The following is a 15,377-nucleotide window of genomic DNA, read 5'->3' as shown; positions in this document are numbered from 1 at the left end:
ACAACCGGGCCACCCTACCGGGGGCGTAGGCCGTCCCCGGCGCGTACGACGCCGTGACCACGGCGACTGCGACGCGGGTCACAACCGCCGGCGGGGCACACCCTCAGCGGGTGGCGAACCGCGGCAACTGCGCGGCGATCTTGGGTACGTCGAGAGCCCCCTGACACACGTCGAGAACGAACTCCTCGGCCCGGTCGACGTCGAAGCCGGCGTCCAGGGGATGGCCGTTCAGGTGCAGGAAGACCCAGGTCGCGTACCACGCGAGGCGCTTGTTCCCGTCGACCAGCCCGTAGTTGCGGGCGAGGGATTCCATCAGCGCGGCGGCCTTCTGCCAGACGTCGGCGTAGGCGTCCTGCCCGAAGACGCTCGACTGGGGGCGCGCGAGGGCGGAGTCCAGCAGTCCGTAGTCGCGCACGTCGGGCGTGCCGAGCCGCTCGGCGAGGTTGATCAGCTCGGCGAGGGTGAGGTACCGCGTCACGCGAGCCTCCGGTTCAGCAGCTCCTCGCTCACCTTCAGCACGTGCTCCGCGGCCTCGTCGAAGAGCCGGGAGTGTTCGTTGATGGCGTTCATGACGGCGTCGTGGACGAACGACTGCATGCTTCGGCCCTCCGCCTCGGCGCGCTCGCGCAGGGCTTCCAGCTCTTCGTCGGTGAATCGCACGTTCAGACCAGCCATGCCTCACGGTACCGCGTGGTACCACATGGTGTCACCGAGATGGGGGCGCCTCCAGCCGCGTCGCCACCCACGCCCCCACCAGCGCCACCCCCGCCATCGGCAGGAACACCGCCGCGAAGGCCGCCGCGTGCGAGCCGGCCGCCGCCGTGGCCGCGTGGCCGGAGAGGGCGCCGCCGCCGAGCGCGGCGAAGGCGGCACCGCCCGCCGCGAGGAGCAGGACGTTCGACAGGCCGTCCGAGATCTGGAGCGCCGCGGAGTTCGCGCCCGCCTCCTCCGGCGCCGACAGCTTCAGCAGCAGCACGCTCGTCGAGGCGATCACCATGCCCATGCCGAGGCAGCCGAAGCCCCAGGCCACGCCCACGGTCCAGACGGGCACGGAGGGGATGAGGACGCTCGGCGCGGTGGCGATGGCCGCGGCGACCAGCAGCATGCCGCACACCATCAACCCCCGCCGGTACGGCTCCACGCGCGGCCGCGACTGGATGTACGAGCCGAGGGCCCAGGTCGCGCCGCCCACCGCGAGCGACAGCCCGGCCATGGTGGGGCTCAGGCCCCGCTCGCTGACCAGCATCAGCGGCACGAACGACTCCGCCGCGATGAAAGCCCCCGCCGCCACCCCGCGCAGCAGTACCACCGACGGCAGCCCGCGCGCCGCCCGGTACGTGCCGCGCGGCAGCAGGCCCCGCGCGGCGGGCACCAGCAGCGCCGCGCCCGCGAGCGCCGGGACCACCGACAGCCAGCGCAGCTCCTGCCCCGCGTACTGGAGCAGCCCCGCTCCCTGGGAGATGCCCAGCGCCAGCCGGATACGGCGCCGGTCGAAGGGCACCGGCGGCGCCTCCGGGTCCGCGGGCCCGGACGCCGTCCGCCGTATCGCGGGCAGCGCGAGCGCCAGCGGCAGCACGATGAGCACGGGGATGCCGACGAACACCCACCGCCAGCCGAGCCGCTCGGTGATCGTCCCGGCGACCAGCGGGCCCACCACCGAGGGCACCACCCAGCCCGCCGCGAACGCGGCCATGATGGCGGGCCGCAGCCGCTCCGCGTAGGCGCGGCTGATCACGACGTACAGCGCCACGATCACCAGCCCGCCGCCCAGCCCCTGCACGGCCCGCCCGGCGATGAACAGCCACATGGCCCCGGCCGTCCCCGACAGCAGCAGCCCGGCCCCGAAGGCGGCGATCCCGGTGGTGAGGGGCGCGAGCGGACCGGCGCGGTCGGACCACTGGCCGGAGAGGACCATGGCGAAGAGGCTGGTGGTGAAGTACGCCGAGAAGGCGAAGGCGTACAGCGGGATGCCGTGCAGCTCGCGCGCGGCGACCGGCATCGCCGTCCCGACGGCGGTCGCCTCGAAGGCGATCAGCATGACGACGGAGACGACGCCGATGCTGAGCGCGCGGTGCTCCCGGTCGAGCACGCCGCCGCGCGGCTCCTCCTGCTGGTCGCCGGTGGATATGCCGGCACTGCTCCCCAAGGCGGTCATGCCCCAACAGTAAGGGGCATGAAGGGAGATGGCCCCTGTCCCCGGACGGGGAAGGCCTCCCCCCTTGGTCGTACGACCATGAACGCCACATGGCAGTCGTGTTGCGGCCCGCCGGTTGCCCTTCCGTCCCAACTGCCCGCCCCCGTACGGTCGTACCGAAGCAACACCGCACGACCGTGTGCCCGAGTGGCTTAGGGGCCAGATTGCAAACCTGGTGACGCGGGTTCGATTCCCGCCACGGTCTCCATCGGTTCCACAGGAGGTGCTACGCGATCCTGGCCTGGTCCCACCGGGCCAGGATCGCGTCCACCGTTCCGTCCACGTCGAGCTCCGACGTATCGAGCCACAGCCCGACGCGTGGCGTCTCCTCCCGGAGCACCCGGTCCAGCCGCTCCGGGGTCCAACCGCCGCCGTACCCGGCCTTCTCCCGCCCGGCCTCGCGGGCGGCGACGACGGACGGGTGCGGCGCGAGGACGACCACGTAGAGGGGCCGGGCCCGTACGAGCCCGATGTACGCGCCGAGTTGCTCGCCCACCACCACGTCCTGCACGACGGCGGTGAACCCCTCCGCCGCGTACGCGTCGGCGGTGGCGGCGGACAGCCGGTAGCGCAACCGCAGCTGCGCGAACGCCTCGTCGCTCGGCTCGGCCACCATCTCCTCGCGCCCGGACACGATCATCCGCCGGAACACGTCCCCGCGCACGTGCGCGGCCCGCGGCAACCGCTCGGCGAGCGCCTGCGCGACGGTGGACTTGCCGGCGGCCATGACACCGGTGATCAGTACGACAGAGGACCTCACGTCGCCGGCTCCCTCGTTGACGACGGTTACGCCTTCGGCACGGCGACCGCCGCCTGAGGGCGGATCGGGAGGCGGTTGACGGGGCGGCCCGTGGCGGCGCGGACGGCGGAGGCCACGGCGGCCGGGGCGGTGACCACCGGGACCGCGCTGGCGGCCTTGGCCCCGAAGGGGGCCACGACGTCGCGCTCCTCGACGAGGGTGACGATGCGGATGTCGGGGGCGTCCAGGGAGGTCGGGAGCGCGTAACCCGTGAGGTCGGGGTGGCGGACGAGGCCGCGGGGGGTGCGGAGGTTCTCGGTGAGGGCCGCGCCGATGCCCTGGGTGACGCCCGCTTCGATGCGGGTGGCGAGCTGGGCCGGGTTCAGCACGCGGCCCACGTCCTGGGCGACCGCCATCTCGACGACGCGGACGGAGCCGAGCTCGATGTCGACGTCGACGACCGCGCGGATGGCGCAGAAGGCGAGGCCCACGAAGGCGTCGCCCTGCCCGGCGTCGTCGAGGGGCTCGGTGGGATGGGGGCGGCACTGGGCGGTGGCCCAGAGCTCCTTGCCGTCCATCGCCTCCATGACGGTGGTGGACAGGACGCCGTCGTACGACGTGATCTTGCCGTCCGTGATCTGGAGCAGCTCGGTGGACATGCCGAACTTGTGGGCGAGCGGCTGGAGGAGCTGCGTTCTGACCATCTTCGCGGCGCGTTCGACCGCGCCGCCCGACACCCACGTGTGGCGGCCGTGCGCGGCCGGGCCCGCCGGGGGCTGGTCGGTGTCGACGGAGGCGACGTGGACCTCGTCGATGCCCAGGATCTCCTGGACGATCTGGCGGGCGAGGGTGGAGAAGCCCTGGCCGGTGTCGACCGCCGCGCAGATGACGGTCGCCACGCCGTCGTGGACCTTCACCGTGGCCGTGGAGACCTCGTCCGTGCCCTCCGCGCCGAGCATGTGGACCATGCCGAGCGCGTACCCGACGCCCCGCCGTACGGCTCCGGGCTCGCCCGCGCCCTCCGGGCCGCCGGGGAGCAGCCAGCCGTCCTCCGGGGAGTCCATGGGGAGGGCGGGGAGCGGGAAGTCGCGGACGGCCTGGAGGAGTTCGGCGACGGGCGCCGGGCAGGTGACGGTCTGGCCCGTGGGGAGGATGTCGCCGGTGGCCATGGCGTTGCGCAGGCGCAGTTCGGCGGGGTCCAGGCCCAGCCGTGCGGCGAGCTTGTCCATCTGGGCCTCGTACGCGGCGCAGACCTGCATCGCGCCCTCGCCGCGCACATGGCCTGAGGGCGGGTTGTTGGTGCGGACGGCCCAGCCCTCGATGAAGGCGTGCGGCACGACGTACGGGCCGCAGGCGAAGGCGACGGCCGCGGCGAGGGACTCGGAGGAGGCCTCGGCGTACGCGCCCGCGTCGAGGAGGATCTGCGCCTCGACCTTCACCAGGCGGCCCTCGGCGTCGGCGTGGTGGCGGTAGCGCAGCAGGGTGGGGTGGCGGTGGGCGTGGCCGAGGAAGGACTCCTCGCGGGTGGCGGCCAGTTTCACCGGGCAGCCGGTGCGCAGGGCCAGCAGCCCCAGCGGGATCTGGAAGCCGGGGTCCTCGCGGTCGCCCATGGCGCCGGGGACGCCGGTGACGACGACCTTGACCTGTTCGGGCGCGAGGCCGAAGCAGGCGGCGGCCAGGTCCCGGTCGGTGTGCGGGTCGGTGGAGGCGGTGTAGATCTCCACGCCGCCGTCCGGGCGCGGCACGGCGAGGCCCGCCTCCGCGCCGATGGGCGCCGGGTCCTGGCGGCCGATGCGGTACAGGCCCTCGACGATGACCTCGCCGACCGCGTCCGGATCGCCGTAGCGCAGCGGGATGTGGCGGATCAGGTTGCCGTCGGGGTGGAGGGGCGGGGCCGCGAAGGCCTTCTCCGGGTCGGTGACCGGGTCGAGGAGCTCGTACTCGACCGCGATGGCGGCGGCGGCCAGGCGGGCGGTGTCCGGGTGGTCGGCGGCGACCGCGGCGATGGCCTCGCCGTGGTGGCGTACGAGGTCGGCGGCGAAGACCGGGCGGTCGGCGACGGTACGGCCATACGTGGCGGTGCCTGGCACGTCGGCGTGGGTGACCACGGCGCGCACGCCCGGCATCTCGGCGGCGGCGCTGGTGTCGATCGACACCACGCGCGCGTGGGCGTGCGGGGAGCGCAGGACGGCCGCCCACAGCAGGCCCTCGGCCCACAGGTCGGAGGCGTAGGGGAAGGTGCCCTCGGTCTTGGCGCGGGCGTCGGCGGCCGGGAGCGACGCGCCGAGCCCGTGGGTCGGGACCTCCTGCTGCGGGCCCTGAGGGCCGTCGACCGCCGGGATGGCGGTGGCCGCGTCGTTGCTCACGCCATGCCTCCGTCGTGCGGGTGGGGAACCTGGTGCGGGATGCGGGCCGTGTCGGCCGCCGTCGCGGAGGCCGCCTCGGCTGCCGCTTCGGCCGCCGCGGTGGCGGAGGCGGCGCGCTCGGCGGCCACCTCCCGGACGGCGTCGAGGACGCCGCGGTAGCCGGTGCAGCGGCAGAGGTTGCCGCACAGCGCCTGGCGGGTCTCCAGTTCGGTGGGGGCGTGGTTGCCCTCGAGCAGGTCGTGCACGGTCATGGCCATGCCGGGGATGCAGAAGCCGCACTGGACGGCGCCGCACTTGGCGAGGGCCCGCTGTACGTCGGAGGGCTCGCCGTTCACGGCGAGGCCCTCGACCGTGCGGACCTCGCTGCCGGCCGCGGTGGCGGCGGGCACCAGGCAGGAGGCGACGAGGCGGCCGTCGACCTGGACGTTGCAGGCGCCGCACTCGCCCTGCGAGCAGCCGTCCTTCGCGCCGGCGAGGCCGAGGCGCTCGCGCAGCACGTAGAGCAGCGACTCGCCGATCCACGCCTCGGAGACGGGGCGGTCGGTGCCGTTGACGCGCAGGACGTACGAGACGTGGGGGTGCTCGTCGCTGTCGGTGGCGTGGGTCGGCGCGACTTCTTCCGGTTGCTGCGGTTCCGGCTCCGGCTCGGGGGCAGGTTCCGGCTCGGGTGCGGGTGCGGGCTCAGGCTCCGGTTCCCGCGGCGCCTCCGCGGCCTCGGCCTCTGGCTCGGACACCGGCTCGGGTTCCCGGACCGGCTCGGGGGTCGCCCACGGCGCGGGGGCGCCGCCCGGCAGGGTGGCCGGCGGGTTGCCGCTCGTCCACTGCGAGGCCAGCGCCGAGGTCGTGAACTCGCCGGATTCGTCCGGGATATCCCCCTGGGCGACCGGGATCGTCCACTGCCCGGTCAGCTCGGCGGGCGCGGCCTCCGAACCCTCCGGAGCGGAGGGAGCGGCCGGAGCGGCCGGGTAGCCCCACTGCGCGGCCGCGTTCGGGTCGTGCGCCGCCCACGCCTCCGCCGGTACGTAACCGTGGCCGGGCGCCTCCAGCGGGGCCCCCTCGCCCGCCAGTTCCGGCGGCAGCTGGACGAAGGCGGTCGCGTCGCCGTCGTACTCGCCCTGCGGCGTCGGCCGCCAGCCGCCGTACTCCTGCCCGGTCTCGTACTCGTACTCGTTCTCGTTCTCGCCGGTGGTCACGACAGCGCCCTCCCCAGTGCTCGTCGGGCCAGCGCGGCGACCGTGCGCCGCAGATGCAGTACGGCGGGCGGCAATTGCTCCCCGCCCTCCGGCGGGTCCGGGATGCACGCCGCCGCGACGTACTCCCCGAAGGCCGTCAGCGCGTCCGGCGCCAGCCCGCGGTCGCCGTCCCAGTCGATCAGCGACGCGATCCAGCGCTCCGCCTCCAGCGGCCGCAGCGGCATCGGCGCGATCGCGCCCACCGCGCAGCGCACGCCGCGCCGCGCCGGGTCCAGGACCAGCGCGACCGACGCGGTGGCGCGGCCGGGTCCGGTCCGGCCGGTGGCCTTCAGGAAGACCTGCGGCGCGTGCAGCAGCGGTACGCGGACGAAGCCGACCAGCTCGCCCGGCGCGAGCAGCTCGCGGCCGGCCAGCAGGTACGAGACCGGGATCTCGCGCGTACCGGCCGGGCCCGCCACGACGAGGTCCGCCTCCAGGGCGGCCAGCACGGGCAGGGAGTCACCGGTGGGCGCGGCGCTGACGATGTTGCCGCCGAGGGTGCCCGCGTTGCGGATCTGGGGCGGTCCGGCGGCGCGGGCTGCGGCGGCGAGTGCGGGGATGAGCGCCGCGAAGTCGGGGCGGCCCATGCGCGCGTGGGTGAGACCGGCGCCGAGGAGGGCGTGGCCGTCCTGGTACTGCCAGCCGCGGATCTCGTTGATGCGGCCGAGTCCGACGAGGCCGGCCGGGCGGAGCTGGCCCTTGTTGACGGCGGCCATCAGATCGGTGCCGCCCGCGACGGGCACGGCGGCGGGCATGGCCGTGAGTGCCGCCACGGCCGCGTCGAGCGTGGCCGGCAGCGTCACGGACTGCGCCGCCTGCGGTGCGTGCGTGGTCAACCCAGCTGCCCCTTCCCGGTGTCCCCGGATGTCCCCGGCTGTCCCGCCTGTGTTGCCGTACCGTACGTGCTCACAGAGCCGACGTGGCAACTCTGGCACATCTTCCGGGCTGCTCGACGCGAGGGTCCGCGAAGGGCGCATCCGCCCCGGACGTCCCGTGACCTGCGGGATGAGCGGGTTTGGCGCACCATCGGCGGCAGGTGCGGATTGCGACGTCATTGGCACTTCTCGGCGACCTTGTACGGCTTGTTCCGGACGGCCTCCACCGTGGCAGGCGGCGGGCGCGCGGCGGGCTCGTTCGGGCCGGGCTCACACGTTCGGGGGCGGCCCCTCGATCGGGCGTCCGAGTACGCCGGGGCGCCGCTGCCACGGCGACGGGCCGCCGGGCGGGCGGTAGTCGACGCCGAGCGCGTCCAGGCGCCGGTAGTGGGCGGTCATCCGGCGTTCGAAGTCCGCGAAGTCGCGCTCGGCGGGGGCCGGGAGGCGGGTGGACCAGGCGACCTCGGCGAAGGCGGCGAGGCGCGGGAAGACCTGGTAGTCGACGCGGGCGCGGGTCTCCATGACCTCGGTCCAGGCGTTGGCCTGGGTGCCGATGACGCGCGCGGCGGCCTCCGGGGAGAGTCCGGGCGGTACGGGCTCGAAGCGGTAGACGTCCTCCAGGGTGCGGACGAATCCGATGGGCACGGGCTCGTCGGGGCCGCCGTGCTGCCGGTGGTCGAGGTAGACGTGCTGCTCGGGGCACATGACGACGTCGTGGCCGGCCTCGGCGGCGGCGATCCCGCCGGCGTACCCGCGCCAGGACGCGACGACGGCGCCGCCGGGCGGAAGGCCGCCCTCCAGGATCTCGTCCCACCCGATCAGGCGGCGGCCCCGCTCCGCCAGCCAGCGGTCGAAGTGCCGCATGAACCAGGCCTGGAGCTCGTACTCGTCGGCCAGCCCGAGCTCCTTGATGCGCGCCTGCGCGGTCGGGGACGCCTTCCACTGGTCCTTGGGGCACTCGTCGCCGCCCAGGTGGATGTACGGGGACGGGAAGAGGTCGAGGACCTCCTCCAGGACGCCCTCGAAGAAGCGGAGGGTCTCGTCGGTGGGGGCGAGCACGTTCGGGTTGATGCCCCAGGTGTCCCAGACGGGGAGGGCGGCCGTGTCGACGACGTCGGTGTTGCCGAGCTCCGGGTACGCGGCGATGGCGGCCTGCACGTGGCCGGGGAGGTCGATCTCCGGGACGACGCGGATGTGCCGCTCGGCGGCGTACGCGACGATCTCGCGGATGTCGTCGTGCGTGTAGAAGCCGCCGTGCGGGGTGTCGTACCAGAGCTCCGAGGCGCGGTGCCCCCGCTTCGTGCGCGCCCGCCAGGCGCCGACTTCCGTGAGGCGGGGGTGGCGCGTGATCTGGACGCGCCAGCCCTGGTCGTCGGTGAGGTGGAGGTGGAGGACGTTGAGCTTGTGGGCGGCCAGGAGGTCGACGTAGCGCAGGACGTCGTCCTTGGCGAGGAAGTGGCGGGCGACGTCGAGCAGGACGCCGCGCCAGGCGAAGCGGGGTTCGTCCTCGACGACGACCATGGGGAGGCCCCATTCACGGCGGGTGGTGACCGGTGCGCGCCGGAAGGCGTCAGGGCCCAGCAGCTGACGGAAGGTCTGCGCGCCCCAGAAGACCCCGGCGGCGCTGCCGCCCTGGATGCGCCGGGCGTATCCGTCGACGACGACGCGGTACGCCTCGGGCGCCAGCGCCGGGTCGATGCTCAGCACGACGCGGTTGTCGTCGTCGTCCCCGTCCGGGAAGGGGAGCCCGGTGGCGGCGCCGATCGTGGCGCGGAACCACCGCGCGACACCCTCCGTGCCCGGCTGGGCCTCCAGTCGGGTGTCCGTGTCGAGGATGTCGTGCCCGGCGGGCGGTACCCACCGGGAGGATAGCGGGGCCGGAATCAGGTCCATCACGTCCATCGGGTCCATCGGGTCGTCAGTCCTTCACCGCGCCGCCGAGCCCGGACACCAGGCGGCGCTGTACGAGTACGAAGAAGACCAGCACCGGGATGGTCATCACCGTCGACGCGGCCATGATGCCGCCCCAGTCGTTCTCGTCCGGCTTGAAGAAGACGAGGAGCGCCATGGGGAGTGTCGACTGCGAGGTGTCGCTGATGAGGAACGACTTCGCGAAGAGGAAGTCGTTCCAGGTGGAGATGAAGGAGAAGACGCTCGTCGCGACGAGCCCCGGGAAGACCAGCGGGAAGAGGATCCCCCACAGGAAGCGCGCCCGGCTCGCGCCGTCGAGGTACGCGGCCTCCTCCAGGGCTTCGGGGACCGCCTTGACGAAGCCGCGGAGCATCCAGATCGCGAAGGGGAGGGAGAACGCGAGGTGCGGGAGGATCAGCGAGCCCAGGGTGTTGAGCTGGCCGAGGTCCCGCATCAGGAAGAAGAGCGGGATGGTCAGGGCCTCGATCGGGACCATCTGGGCGACGAGGAACATCACGAGCAGCGTCGTACGGAAGCGGAACCGGAAGCGGGTGACGGCGGTGGCCGCGAGGAAGGCGATGAGCGCGGACGCGACGACGACGGCGGAGGCGACGAGGAGGCTGTTGAGGAAGTAGCGCCCGAAGTCCTGCTGTTCGAAGACGCGGCGGTAGGAGTCGAGCGACGGGGAGAGCGTCCAGGGGCGGGGATCGGTGGACTGGATCTCGCCGGCCGGCTTGAGGGCGGAGAGCACCATCCAGTACAGGGGGAAGGCGACGACGGCCGCGACGAGCAGGGCGGCGGCGTCGGCGGCGAGGCGGCCGGGCCTGCGCGGACGGAGGCGGCTCACAGGTCACCTCCCTGGCGGCGCAGCAGCCGTAGGTACACCAGCGTGACCGCGAGCAGGATCAGCAGCATGACGACGCCGATCGCCGAGCCGAGGCTGTACTGGGAGGACGCGAAGGCCTTCTGGTAGGCGTACACGTTGAGGACGAGGTTCTGGCCGGCGATGCCGCCGCCGTTCGTCATCACGTAGATCTGGGTGAAGACCTTGAAGTCCCAGATGACCGACTGGATGGTGACGACGGCCAGGATGGGCCGCAGCAGCGGCGCGGTGACGGAGCGCCAGGTCCGCCACTGCGAGGCGCGGTCGAGCGCGGCGGCCTCCAGCACCTCGACGGGGATGGCCCGGATGCCCGCGTAGACGGTGATCATCACGAACGGGAACGAGCACCACACCACCTCGAAGAGGACGAGCGCGAAGGCGCTGTAGCGGCCGTACGTCCACGAGAAGTCCCCCAGTCCGAGCAGCCTGTTGACGGGCCCGAAGTCCGCGTCGAAGAGGAACACCCAGACGGTGGACCCCGTCACGGCGGGTGTCGCCCAGGCGCCGAGGGCGGCCAGCATCAGCGCGAGGCGCGGTACGGCGCGCACGCGCGTGAGGAGGACGGCGAGGGCGCAGCCGACGGCGAGGGTGGCGGCGACGCAGGCGGCGGCGAACAGCACGGTGGCGAGGAGGACGCTGCGGAACTGCTCGTCGCGGACGAGGGCCGCGTAGTTGCCGAGCCCCTGGAAGGAGGTCGGCTCGCCGCCGCTGACCTGTGCCTGGGTGTACTCCAGGAAGGAGATGAGCCCGAGTTGGTAGACGGGGTACACGAGCAGCCCCGCGAGCACGATCAGCGCCGGCGCGAGGTACAGCCAGGGCGCCCATCCCCCGCGCCCCGGGCGGCTGACGGCGCTCAACGGGCCGACGCGAACGCCGCGTTCATCTTCTCCGCCGCGTCCTGCGAGGCCGTCGCCACGTCCTTACGGCCGCTGACGATCTCCTGGAACATCGTCGGCAGCACCTGGGACGCGTCGATCTGCCCCCAGGCCGCCGACGCCGGGACGGACTTCGTCCTGGCCGCCAGCGTGTCGATGAAGGGCTTCAGGGCCGGCTGCCTCGTCGCGGCGGCCGCGCGCACGTCGGTGTACGTCGGCAGGAAGCCCATCGCGTCGAAGAGCGCGCCCTGGGTCGTCTTCCCCGCGAGGGACTTCATCAGGTCGACGGCCAACGTCCGGTGCGAACTGCTCTTCAGCACACCGAGGTTGTTCCCGCCCGCGAACGCCGGCGCCACCGAGCCGGGGCGCACCCCCGGCAGCGGCACCACCGCGTACGCGCCCTTCACCGCCCCGGCCTCGACGGCCGCGCGGCTGAAGTCGCCGCCGATCGCCATCGCCGCCTTGCCGGAGGCGAACGCGGTGACCGTCGCGTTGCCGCCCATCGAGGCGCAGGTGGCGGCCGGGCAGTTGTCGTCGCCGAAGAGCGAGGTGTACGCCGTGATGCCCCTGCGCGCCGCCTCGCCGGTGAGGGCGGAGGTGTACGAGCCGCCGCGTGCCACCGCGAGGTCGCCGCCGTGCGCCCAGACGAAGGGCATCGCGCCGTACGTGTACGCGCCGCCGACGGCGATTCCGTACAGCTCCGGCTTCGCCTGCCGGATCCGCTTCGCCGTCGCGGTCAGCTCGCCGAGGGACCTGGGGGCCGAGAGGCCCAGCTCCCGGAACACGTCGGTGCGGTAGTACAGCGCCCGTACGCCGACGAAGAACGGCGCCCCGTACACCTTCCCGCCGACCGTGACGGAGGCCCGCGCGGTGGGGTCGGTGTCCCGGGTGTCGGGCCAGGCGGCGAACTCGGCGCTGATGTCGGCGAGTCCGCCGTCCTTCACGTATCCGGCGGTGTCGGTGTTGCCGTACTCGATGAGGTCCGGGGCGCTGGAGGGGTCGTTGAAGGCGGCCTTGATCCGCTGGGCGCGGGTGTCGACGGGGATGTACTCGACCTGGACGTCCGTTCCCGCGTGCCGCTTCTCGAAGGCGGCGACGGCGGCGTCGACGACCCGTTCCTTCGGTGTGTTGTTCACCTCGCGGAAGAGCCAGACGCGCAGGGTGCCGCTCTTCTCGTCCTTCTGCGCGGCGGTGCCGGCGGTCTGCGGGGCACAGGCGCCGGCCAGGAGTAAGGACACCAGGGCGGCGGCGGTGGCCGCCCGGCGGAGCGTTCGTGCAGGAAGCTTCATGGCAGAGTCCCCTCCGCGGCGTTGCATCATGCGCAACGGGCGTTTCGTGCTGCACAACACTCAGGAGGTTAAAGCCGCCCCGGCAGCCCCACAAGAGGTCTGAACCAGTCAGCGGAAACAATCCGACACGACGATGGCCCCCGGGCGTGGCGTACGCACACGGCCGGGGGCCATCGTCGTGAAACCGGACGGGCTACTTCTTGTCCTTGCCGCCCTTGTCCTTGTCGCCGCCGGCGCCCATGGACTCGTAGATCTCCTTGCACATGGGGCAGACCGGGTACTTCTTCGGGTCGCGCCCGGGCACCCAGACCTTCCCGCACAGCGCCACCACGGGAGTGCCGTCGAGGGCGCTCGCCATGATCTTGTCCTTCTGGACGTAGTGGGCGAAGCGCTCGTGGTCGCCGTCGCCGTGCGACACCTGCGGCGTCGGCTCTACGAGGGTCCCCGTACCTGCCCCGCGCTCGGGCTCAAGAGTGCTCATGAGCTCCAAGGGTACCCCCGCGCGGACAGCGACCGAAGGAGTCAGTTCAGCGACGGGTCGTCCGGGTACGTCGCGATCATCGCCAGCTCGCCGCGCTGCCGCCGCAGCACCTCGCGCCACAGGTTCTCGGGCCGCGGCGACGAGACGTCGCCGGGTTCGGAGTCGACGACGAACCACGCCCCGCCGGCCAGTTCCTCCTCCAGCTGGCCCGGCCCCCAGCCCGCGTACCCGGCGAAGATCCGCAGCGAGCCGAGCGCCGCCGCGATGAGCTCCGGCGGGGTCTCCAGGTCCACGAGCCCGATCGCGCCGTACACGCGCCGCCAGCCCAGCGGGCCCTCGTCGCCCGGGATCACGGCGAGGCCGAGCGCCGCGTCCAGCGAGACGGGGCCGCCCTGGAAGACGACGCCCGGCTCCCCGGCCAGCGGGGCCCAGGGTTCCAGGATGTCGCCGACGTCGACGGGCGTCGGGCGGTTCAGGACCACGCCGAGCGACCCTTCGTCGTCGTGGTCGAGCAGCAGCACCACCGCGCGGTCGAAGTTGGGATCCACCAGCGCGGGGGTGGCCACGAGCAGCCGTCCTGTGAGCGAGGACACCTCGGTCATGCCGACATGATCCCGCATCTCGGGCCGGAGCGGGGGGTCGAGCGGCAGGCCGACTCCGGCCACCCGGGAGGACCCGGTGGCTGGAAGTGGACCGTAACCCTCCGCAAGGGTGGGAAAACAGAGGGTGTTGTGCCGAATTCATTACATCTGACTGAGCCCCTCGCCCTACCGGTACACGGTCCGAAGCCCCTTACCCTTTTCCCTGGCCCCCTGCCCCTCACTCCGGAACGCGAGATTCATGACCGGCACAGACGATGTACTGCTTGTCCACGGCGGAACCCCGCTGGAGGGCGAGATCCGCGTCCGCGGCGCGAAGAACCTCGTGCCCAAGGCGATGGTCGCCGCCCTGCTCGGCAGCGGGCCGAGCCGCCTGCGCAACGTGCCCGACATCCGTGACGTCCGGGTGGTGCGCGGGCTGCTGCAGCTGCACGGCGTGACCGTGCGCCCCGGCGACGAGCCGGGCGAACTCGTGCTGGACCCGACGTACGTCGAGTCCGCCAACGTCGCCGACATCGATGCCCACGCGGGCTCGTCGCGCATCCCGATCCTCTTCTGCGGCCCGCTGCTGCACCGCCTCGGCCACGCCTTCATCCCGGGCCTGGGCGGCTGCGACATCGGCGGCCGCCCGATCGACTTCCACTTCGACGTGCTGCGGCAGTTCGGCGCGACGATCGAGAAGCGGGCGGACGGCCAGTACCTGGAGGCCCCGCAGCGGCTGCGCGGCTGCAAGATCCGCCTGCCGTACCCCTCGGTCGGCTCGACCGAGCAGGTGCTGCTCACCGCCGTGCTGGCGGAGGGCGTGACGGAGCTGTCCAACGCCGCGGTGGAGCCGGAGATCGAGGACCTCATCTGCGTCCTGCAGAAGATGGGCGCCATCATCTCCATGGACACCGACCGGACGATCCGGATCACCGGTGTCGACAAGCTCGGCGGCTACACCCACCGCGCGCTGCCGGACCGCCTGGAGGCGGCCTCCTGGGCGTCGGCGGCGCTGGCGACCGAGGGCAACATCTACGTGCGCGGCGCCCAGCAGCGCTCGATGATGACGTTCCTCAACACGTACCGGAAGGTGGGCGGCGCCTTCGAGATCGACGACGAGGGCATCCGCTTCTGGCACCCGGGCGGAGCGCTCAACGCGATCGCGCTGGAGACGGACGTGCACCCCGGCTTCCAGACCGACTGGCAGCAGCCGCTGGTGGTGGCCCTGACGCAGGCGGCGGGCCTGTCCATCATCCACGAGACGGTGTACGAGTCGCGGCTCGGCTTCACCTCCGCGCTGAACCAGATGGGCGCGCACATCCAGCTGTACCGCGAGTGCCTGGGCGGCTCGGACTGCCGCTTCGGCCAGCGCAACTTCCTGCACTCCGCGGTCGTGTCGGGCCCGACGAAGCTCCAGGGCGCCGACCTGGTCATCCCGGACCTGCGCGGCGGCTTCTCGTACCTGATCGCGGCCCTGGCGGCGCAGGGGACCTCCCGGGTCCACGGCATCGACCTGATCAACCGCGGCTACGAGAACTTCATGGAGAAGCTCGTGGAGTTGGGCGCGAAGGTCGAACTCCCCGCGTCGGCGGCGATCTGACGCTCCGCACCCACGGCCCTGGTCGCCCCTGCTGGGGGTCCGGGGGTTATCCCCCGGGAAGACACAGCATGGAGAAGCTGGTGGAGTTGGGCGCGAAGGTCGAACTCCCTCCCACCGCTGCGATCTGACGGCGCGTAACGCGCCGCACCCGCACAGACGCCGACGGCCCCCGCGCTCGCGGGGGCCGTCGGCATTTGCCTCGCACAAGAGGCCTACAGGGCCTTTCGCGGGCCTGTACGGGGGTGTGGGCGGGCGAACAGAAGGGGGGGGGCCCCCCGGGGGGGGGGGGGCCCCCGGTGAGCGCGGGGGGGGCCCCGGGGGCCCCCCGGGGGGGGGCCGCCCCCCCCCGGG

The 15,377-nt window shown here is 73.1% G+C and carries 13 protein-coding genes, 1 tRNA gene and 1 pseudogene; 2 read left to right on the top strand and 13 right to left on the bottom strand.

Annotated elements, in window-relative coordinates; genetic code table 11:
- Nucleotides 1-103 precede the first annotated feature (103 nt).
- The 3 genes from ABZX67_RS26580 to ABZX67_RS26570 are packed head-to-tail and all read right to left on the bottom strand — an operon-like array spanning nt 104 to nt 2,155.
- Complete coding sequence (locus tag ABZX67_RS26580) at nt 104-478, bottom strand: Fic family protein (protein WP_355364797.1); 375 nt, start codon at nt 476-478, stop codon at nt 104-106.
- Nucleotides 475-675 (bottom strand): Arc family DNA-binding protein, encoded by a 201-nt coding sequence (locus ABZX67_RS26575; protein ID WP_355364794.1) that lies wholly within the window; start codon nt 673-675, stop codon nt 475-477. The genes ABZX67_RS26580 and ABZX67_RS26575 overlap by 4 nt, the downstream gene beginning before the upstream one ends.
- A 31-nt stretch (nt 676-706) precedes the next feature.
- The gene (locus ABZX67_RS26570) at nt 707-2,155 is read right to left on the bottom strand and encodes an MFS transporter (RefSeq protein ID WP_355364791.1); all 1,449 of its coding nucleotides are present in this window, start codon (nt 2,153-2,155) and stop codon (nt 707-709) included.
- 172 nt (nt 2,156-2,327) lie between these two features.
- Between ABZX67_RS26570 and ABZX67_RS26565 the strand changes: the two genes are divergently transcribed.
- Nucleotides 2,328-2,402: transfer RNA gene (locus tag ABZX67_RS26565), tRNA-Cys, on the top strand.
- A gap of 18 nt (nt 2,403-2,420) precedes the next feature.
- On the opposite strand, the gene ABZX67_RS26560 is transcribed toward ABZX67_RS26565, so the two are convergent.
- The 10 genes and pseudogenes from ABZX67_RS26560 to ABZX67_RS26515 form a co-directional block, all read right to left on the bottom strand.
- Nucleotides 2,421-2,954 (bottom strand): AAA family ATPase, encoded by a 534-nt coding sequence (locus tag ABZX67_RS26560; RefSeq protein WP_355364788.1) that lies wholly within the window; start codon nt 2,952-2,954, stop codon nt 2,421-2,423.
- A 26-nt stretch (nt 2,955-2,980) separates the two neighbouring features.
- A complete protein-coding gene (locus tag ABZX67_RS26555; RefSeq protein WP_355364785.1) occupies nt 2,981-5,299 on the bottom strand; it encodes a xanthine dehydrogenase family protein molybdopterin-binding subunit in 2,319 nt (772 codons plus the stop codon).
- Nucleotides 5,296-6,492: a (2Fe-2S)-binding protein gene (locus ABZX67_RS26550; protein ID WP_355364782.1), complete on the bottom strand. Its 1,197-nt coding sequence runs from the start codon at nt 6,490-6,492 to the stop codon at nt 5,296-5,298. Before ABZX67_RS26550 ends, ABZX67_RS26555 begins: the two co-directional genes overlap by 4 nt.
- Nucleotides 6,489-7,367: an FAD binding domain-containing protein gene (locus ABZX67_RS26545; protein WP_355364779.1), complete on the bottom strand. Its 879-nt coding sequence runs from the start codon at nt 7,365-7,367 to the stop codon at nt 6,489-6,491. Before ABZX67_RS26545 ends, ABZX67_RS26550 begins: the two co-directional genes overlap by 4 nt.
- Nucleotides 7,368-7,676: 309 nt before the next feature.
- Nucleotides 7,677-9,308 carry a beta-N-acetylhexosaminidase gene (locus tag ABZX67_RS26540; protein ID WP_355364943.1) on the bottom strand — a complete coding sequence of 544 codons (1,632 nt, stop codon included), beginning with the start codon at nt 9,306-9,308 and terminating at the stop codon, nt 7,677-7,679.
- Nucleotides 9,309-9,324: 16 nt separating this feature from the next.
- Complete coding sequence (locus ABZX67_RS26535) at nt 9,325-10,164, bottom strand: carbohydrate ABC transporter permease (protein WP_355364776.1); 840 nt, start codon at nt 10,162-10,164, stop codon at nt 9,325-9,327.
- Nucleotides 10,161-11,027 (bottom strand): annotated as a pseudogene (locus ABZX67_RS26530) (sugar ABC transporter permease); the annotation flags it as partial. The pseudogene ABZX67_RS26530 and the gene ABZX67_RS26535, both read right to left, overlap by 4 nt.
- Nucleotides 11,028-11,053: 26 nt before the next feature.
- Nucleotides 11,054-12,364, bottom strand: coding sequence for an extracellular solute-binding protein (locus ABZX67_RS26525; protein WP_355364773.1), 1,311 nt, complete (start codon nt 12,362-12,364; stop codon nt 11,054-11,056).
- Nucleotides 12,365-12,557: 193 nt separating this feature from the next.
- Nucleotides 12,558-12,845: a DUF3039 domain-containing protein gene (locus ABZX67_RS26520; RefSeq protein ID WP_063835429.1), complete on the bottom strand. Its 288-nt coding sequence runs from the start codon at nt 12,843-12,845 to the stop codon at nt 12,558-12,560.
- Between the two features lie 41 nt (nt 12,846-12,886).
- Entirely contained in the window at nt 12,887-13,447 is a 561-nt protein-coding gene (locus ABZX67_RS26515) for a YqgE/AlgH family protein (protein ID WP_355364769.1), read from the bottom strand.
- Between the two features lie 238 nt (nt 13,448-13,685).
- On the opposite strand from ABZX67_RS26515, the gene murA reads away from it, so the two are divergent.
- A complete protein-coding gene (gene murA, locus ABZX67_RS26510) occupies nt 13,686-15,026 on the top strand; it encodes a UDP-N-acetylglucosamine 1-carboxyvinyltransferase (protein ID WP_355364766.1) in 1,341 nt (446 codons plus the stop codon).
- Nucleotides 15,027-15,377: the final 351 nt, after the last annotated feature.

It is taken from the genome of Streptomyces sp. NPDC003036 (assembly GCF_040611175.1).
Taxonomy (GTDB): domain Bacteria; phylum Actinomycetota; class Actinomycetes; order Streptomycetales; family Streptomycetaceae; genus Streptomyces.
This window is presented reverse-complemented; position numbering and strand designations above follow the sequence as displayed.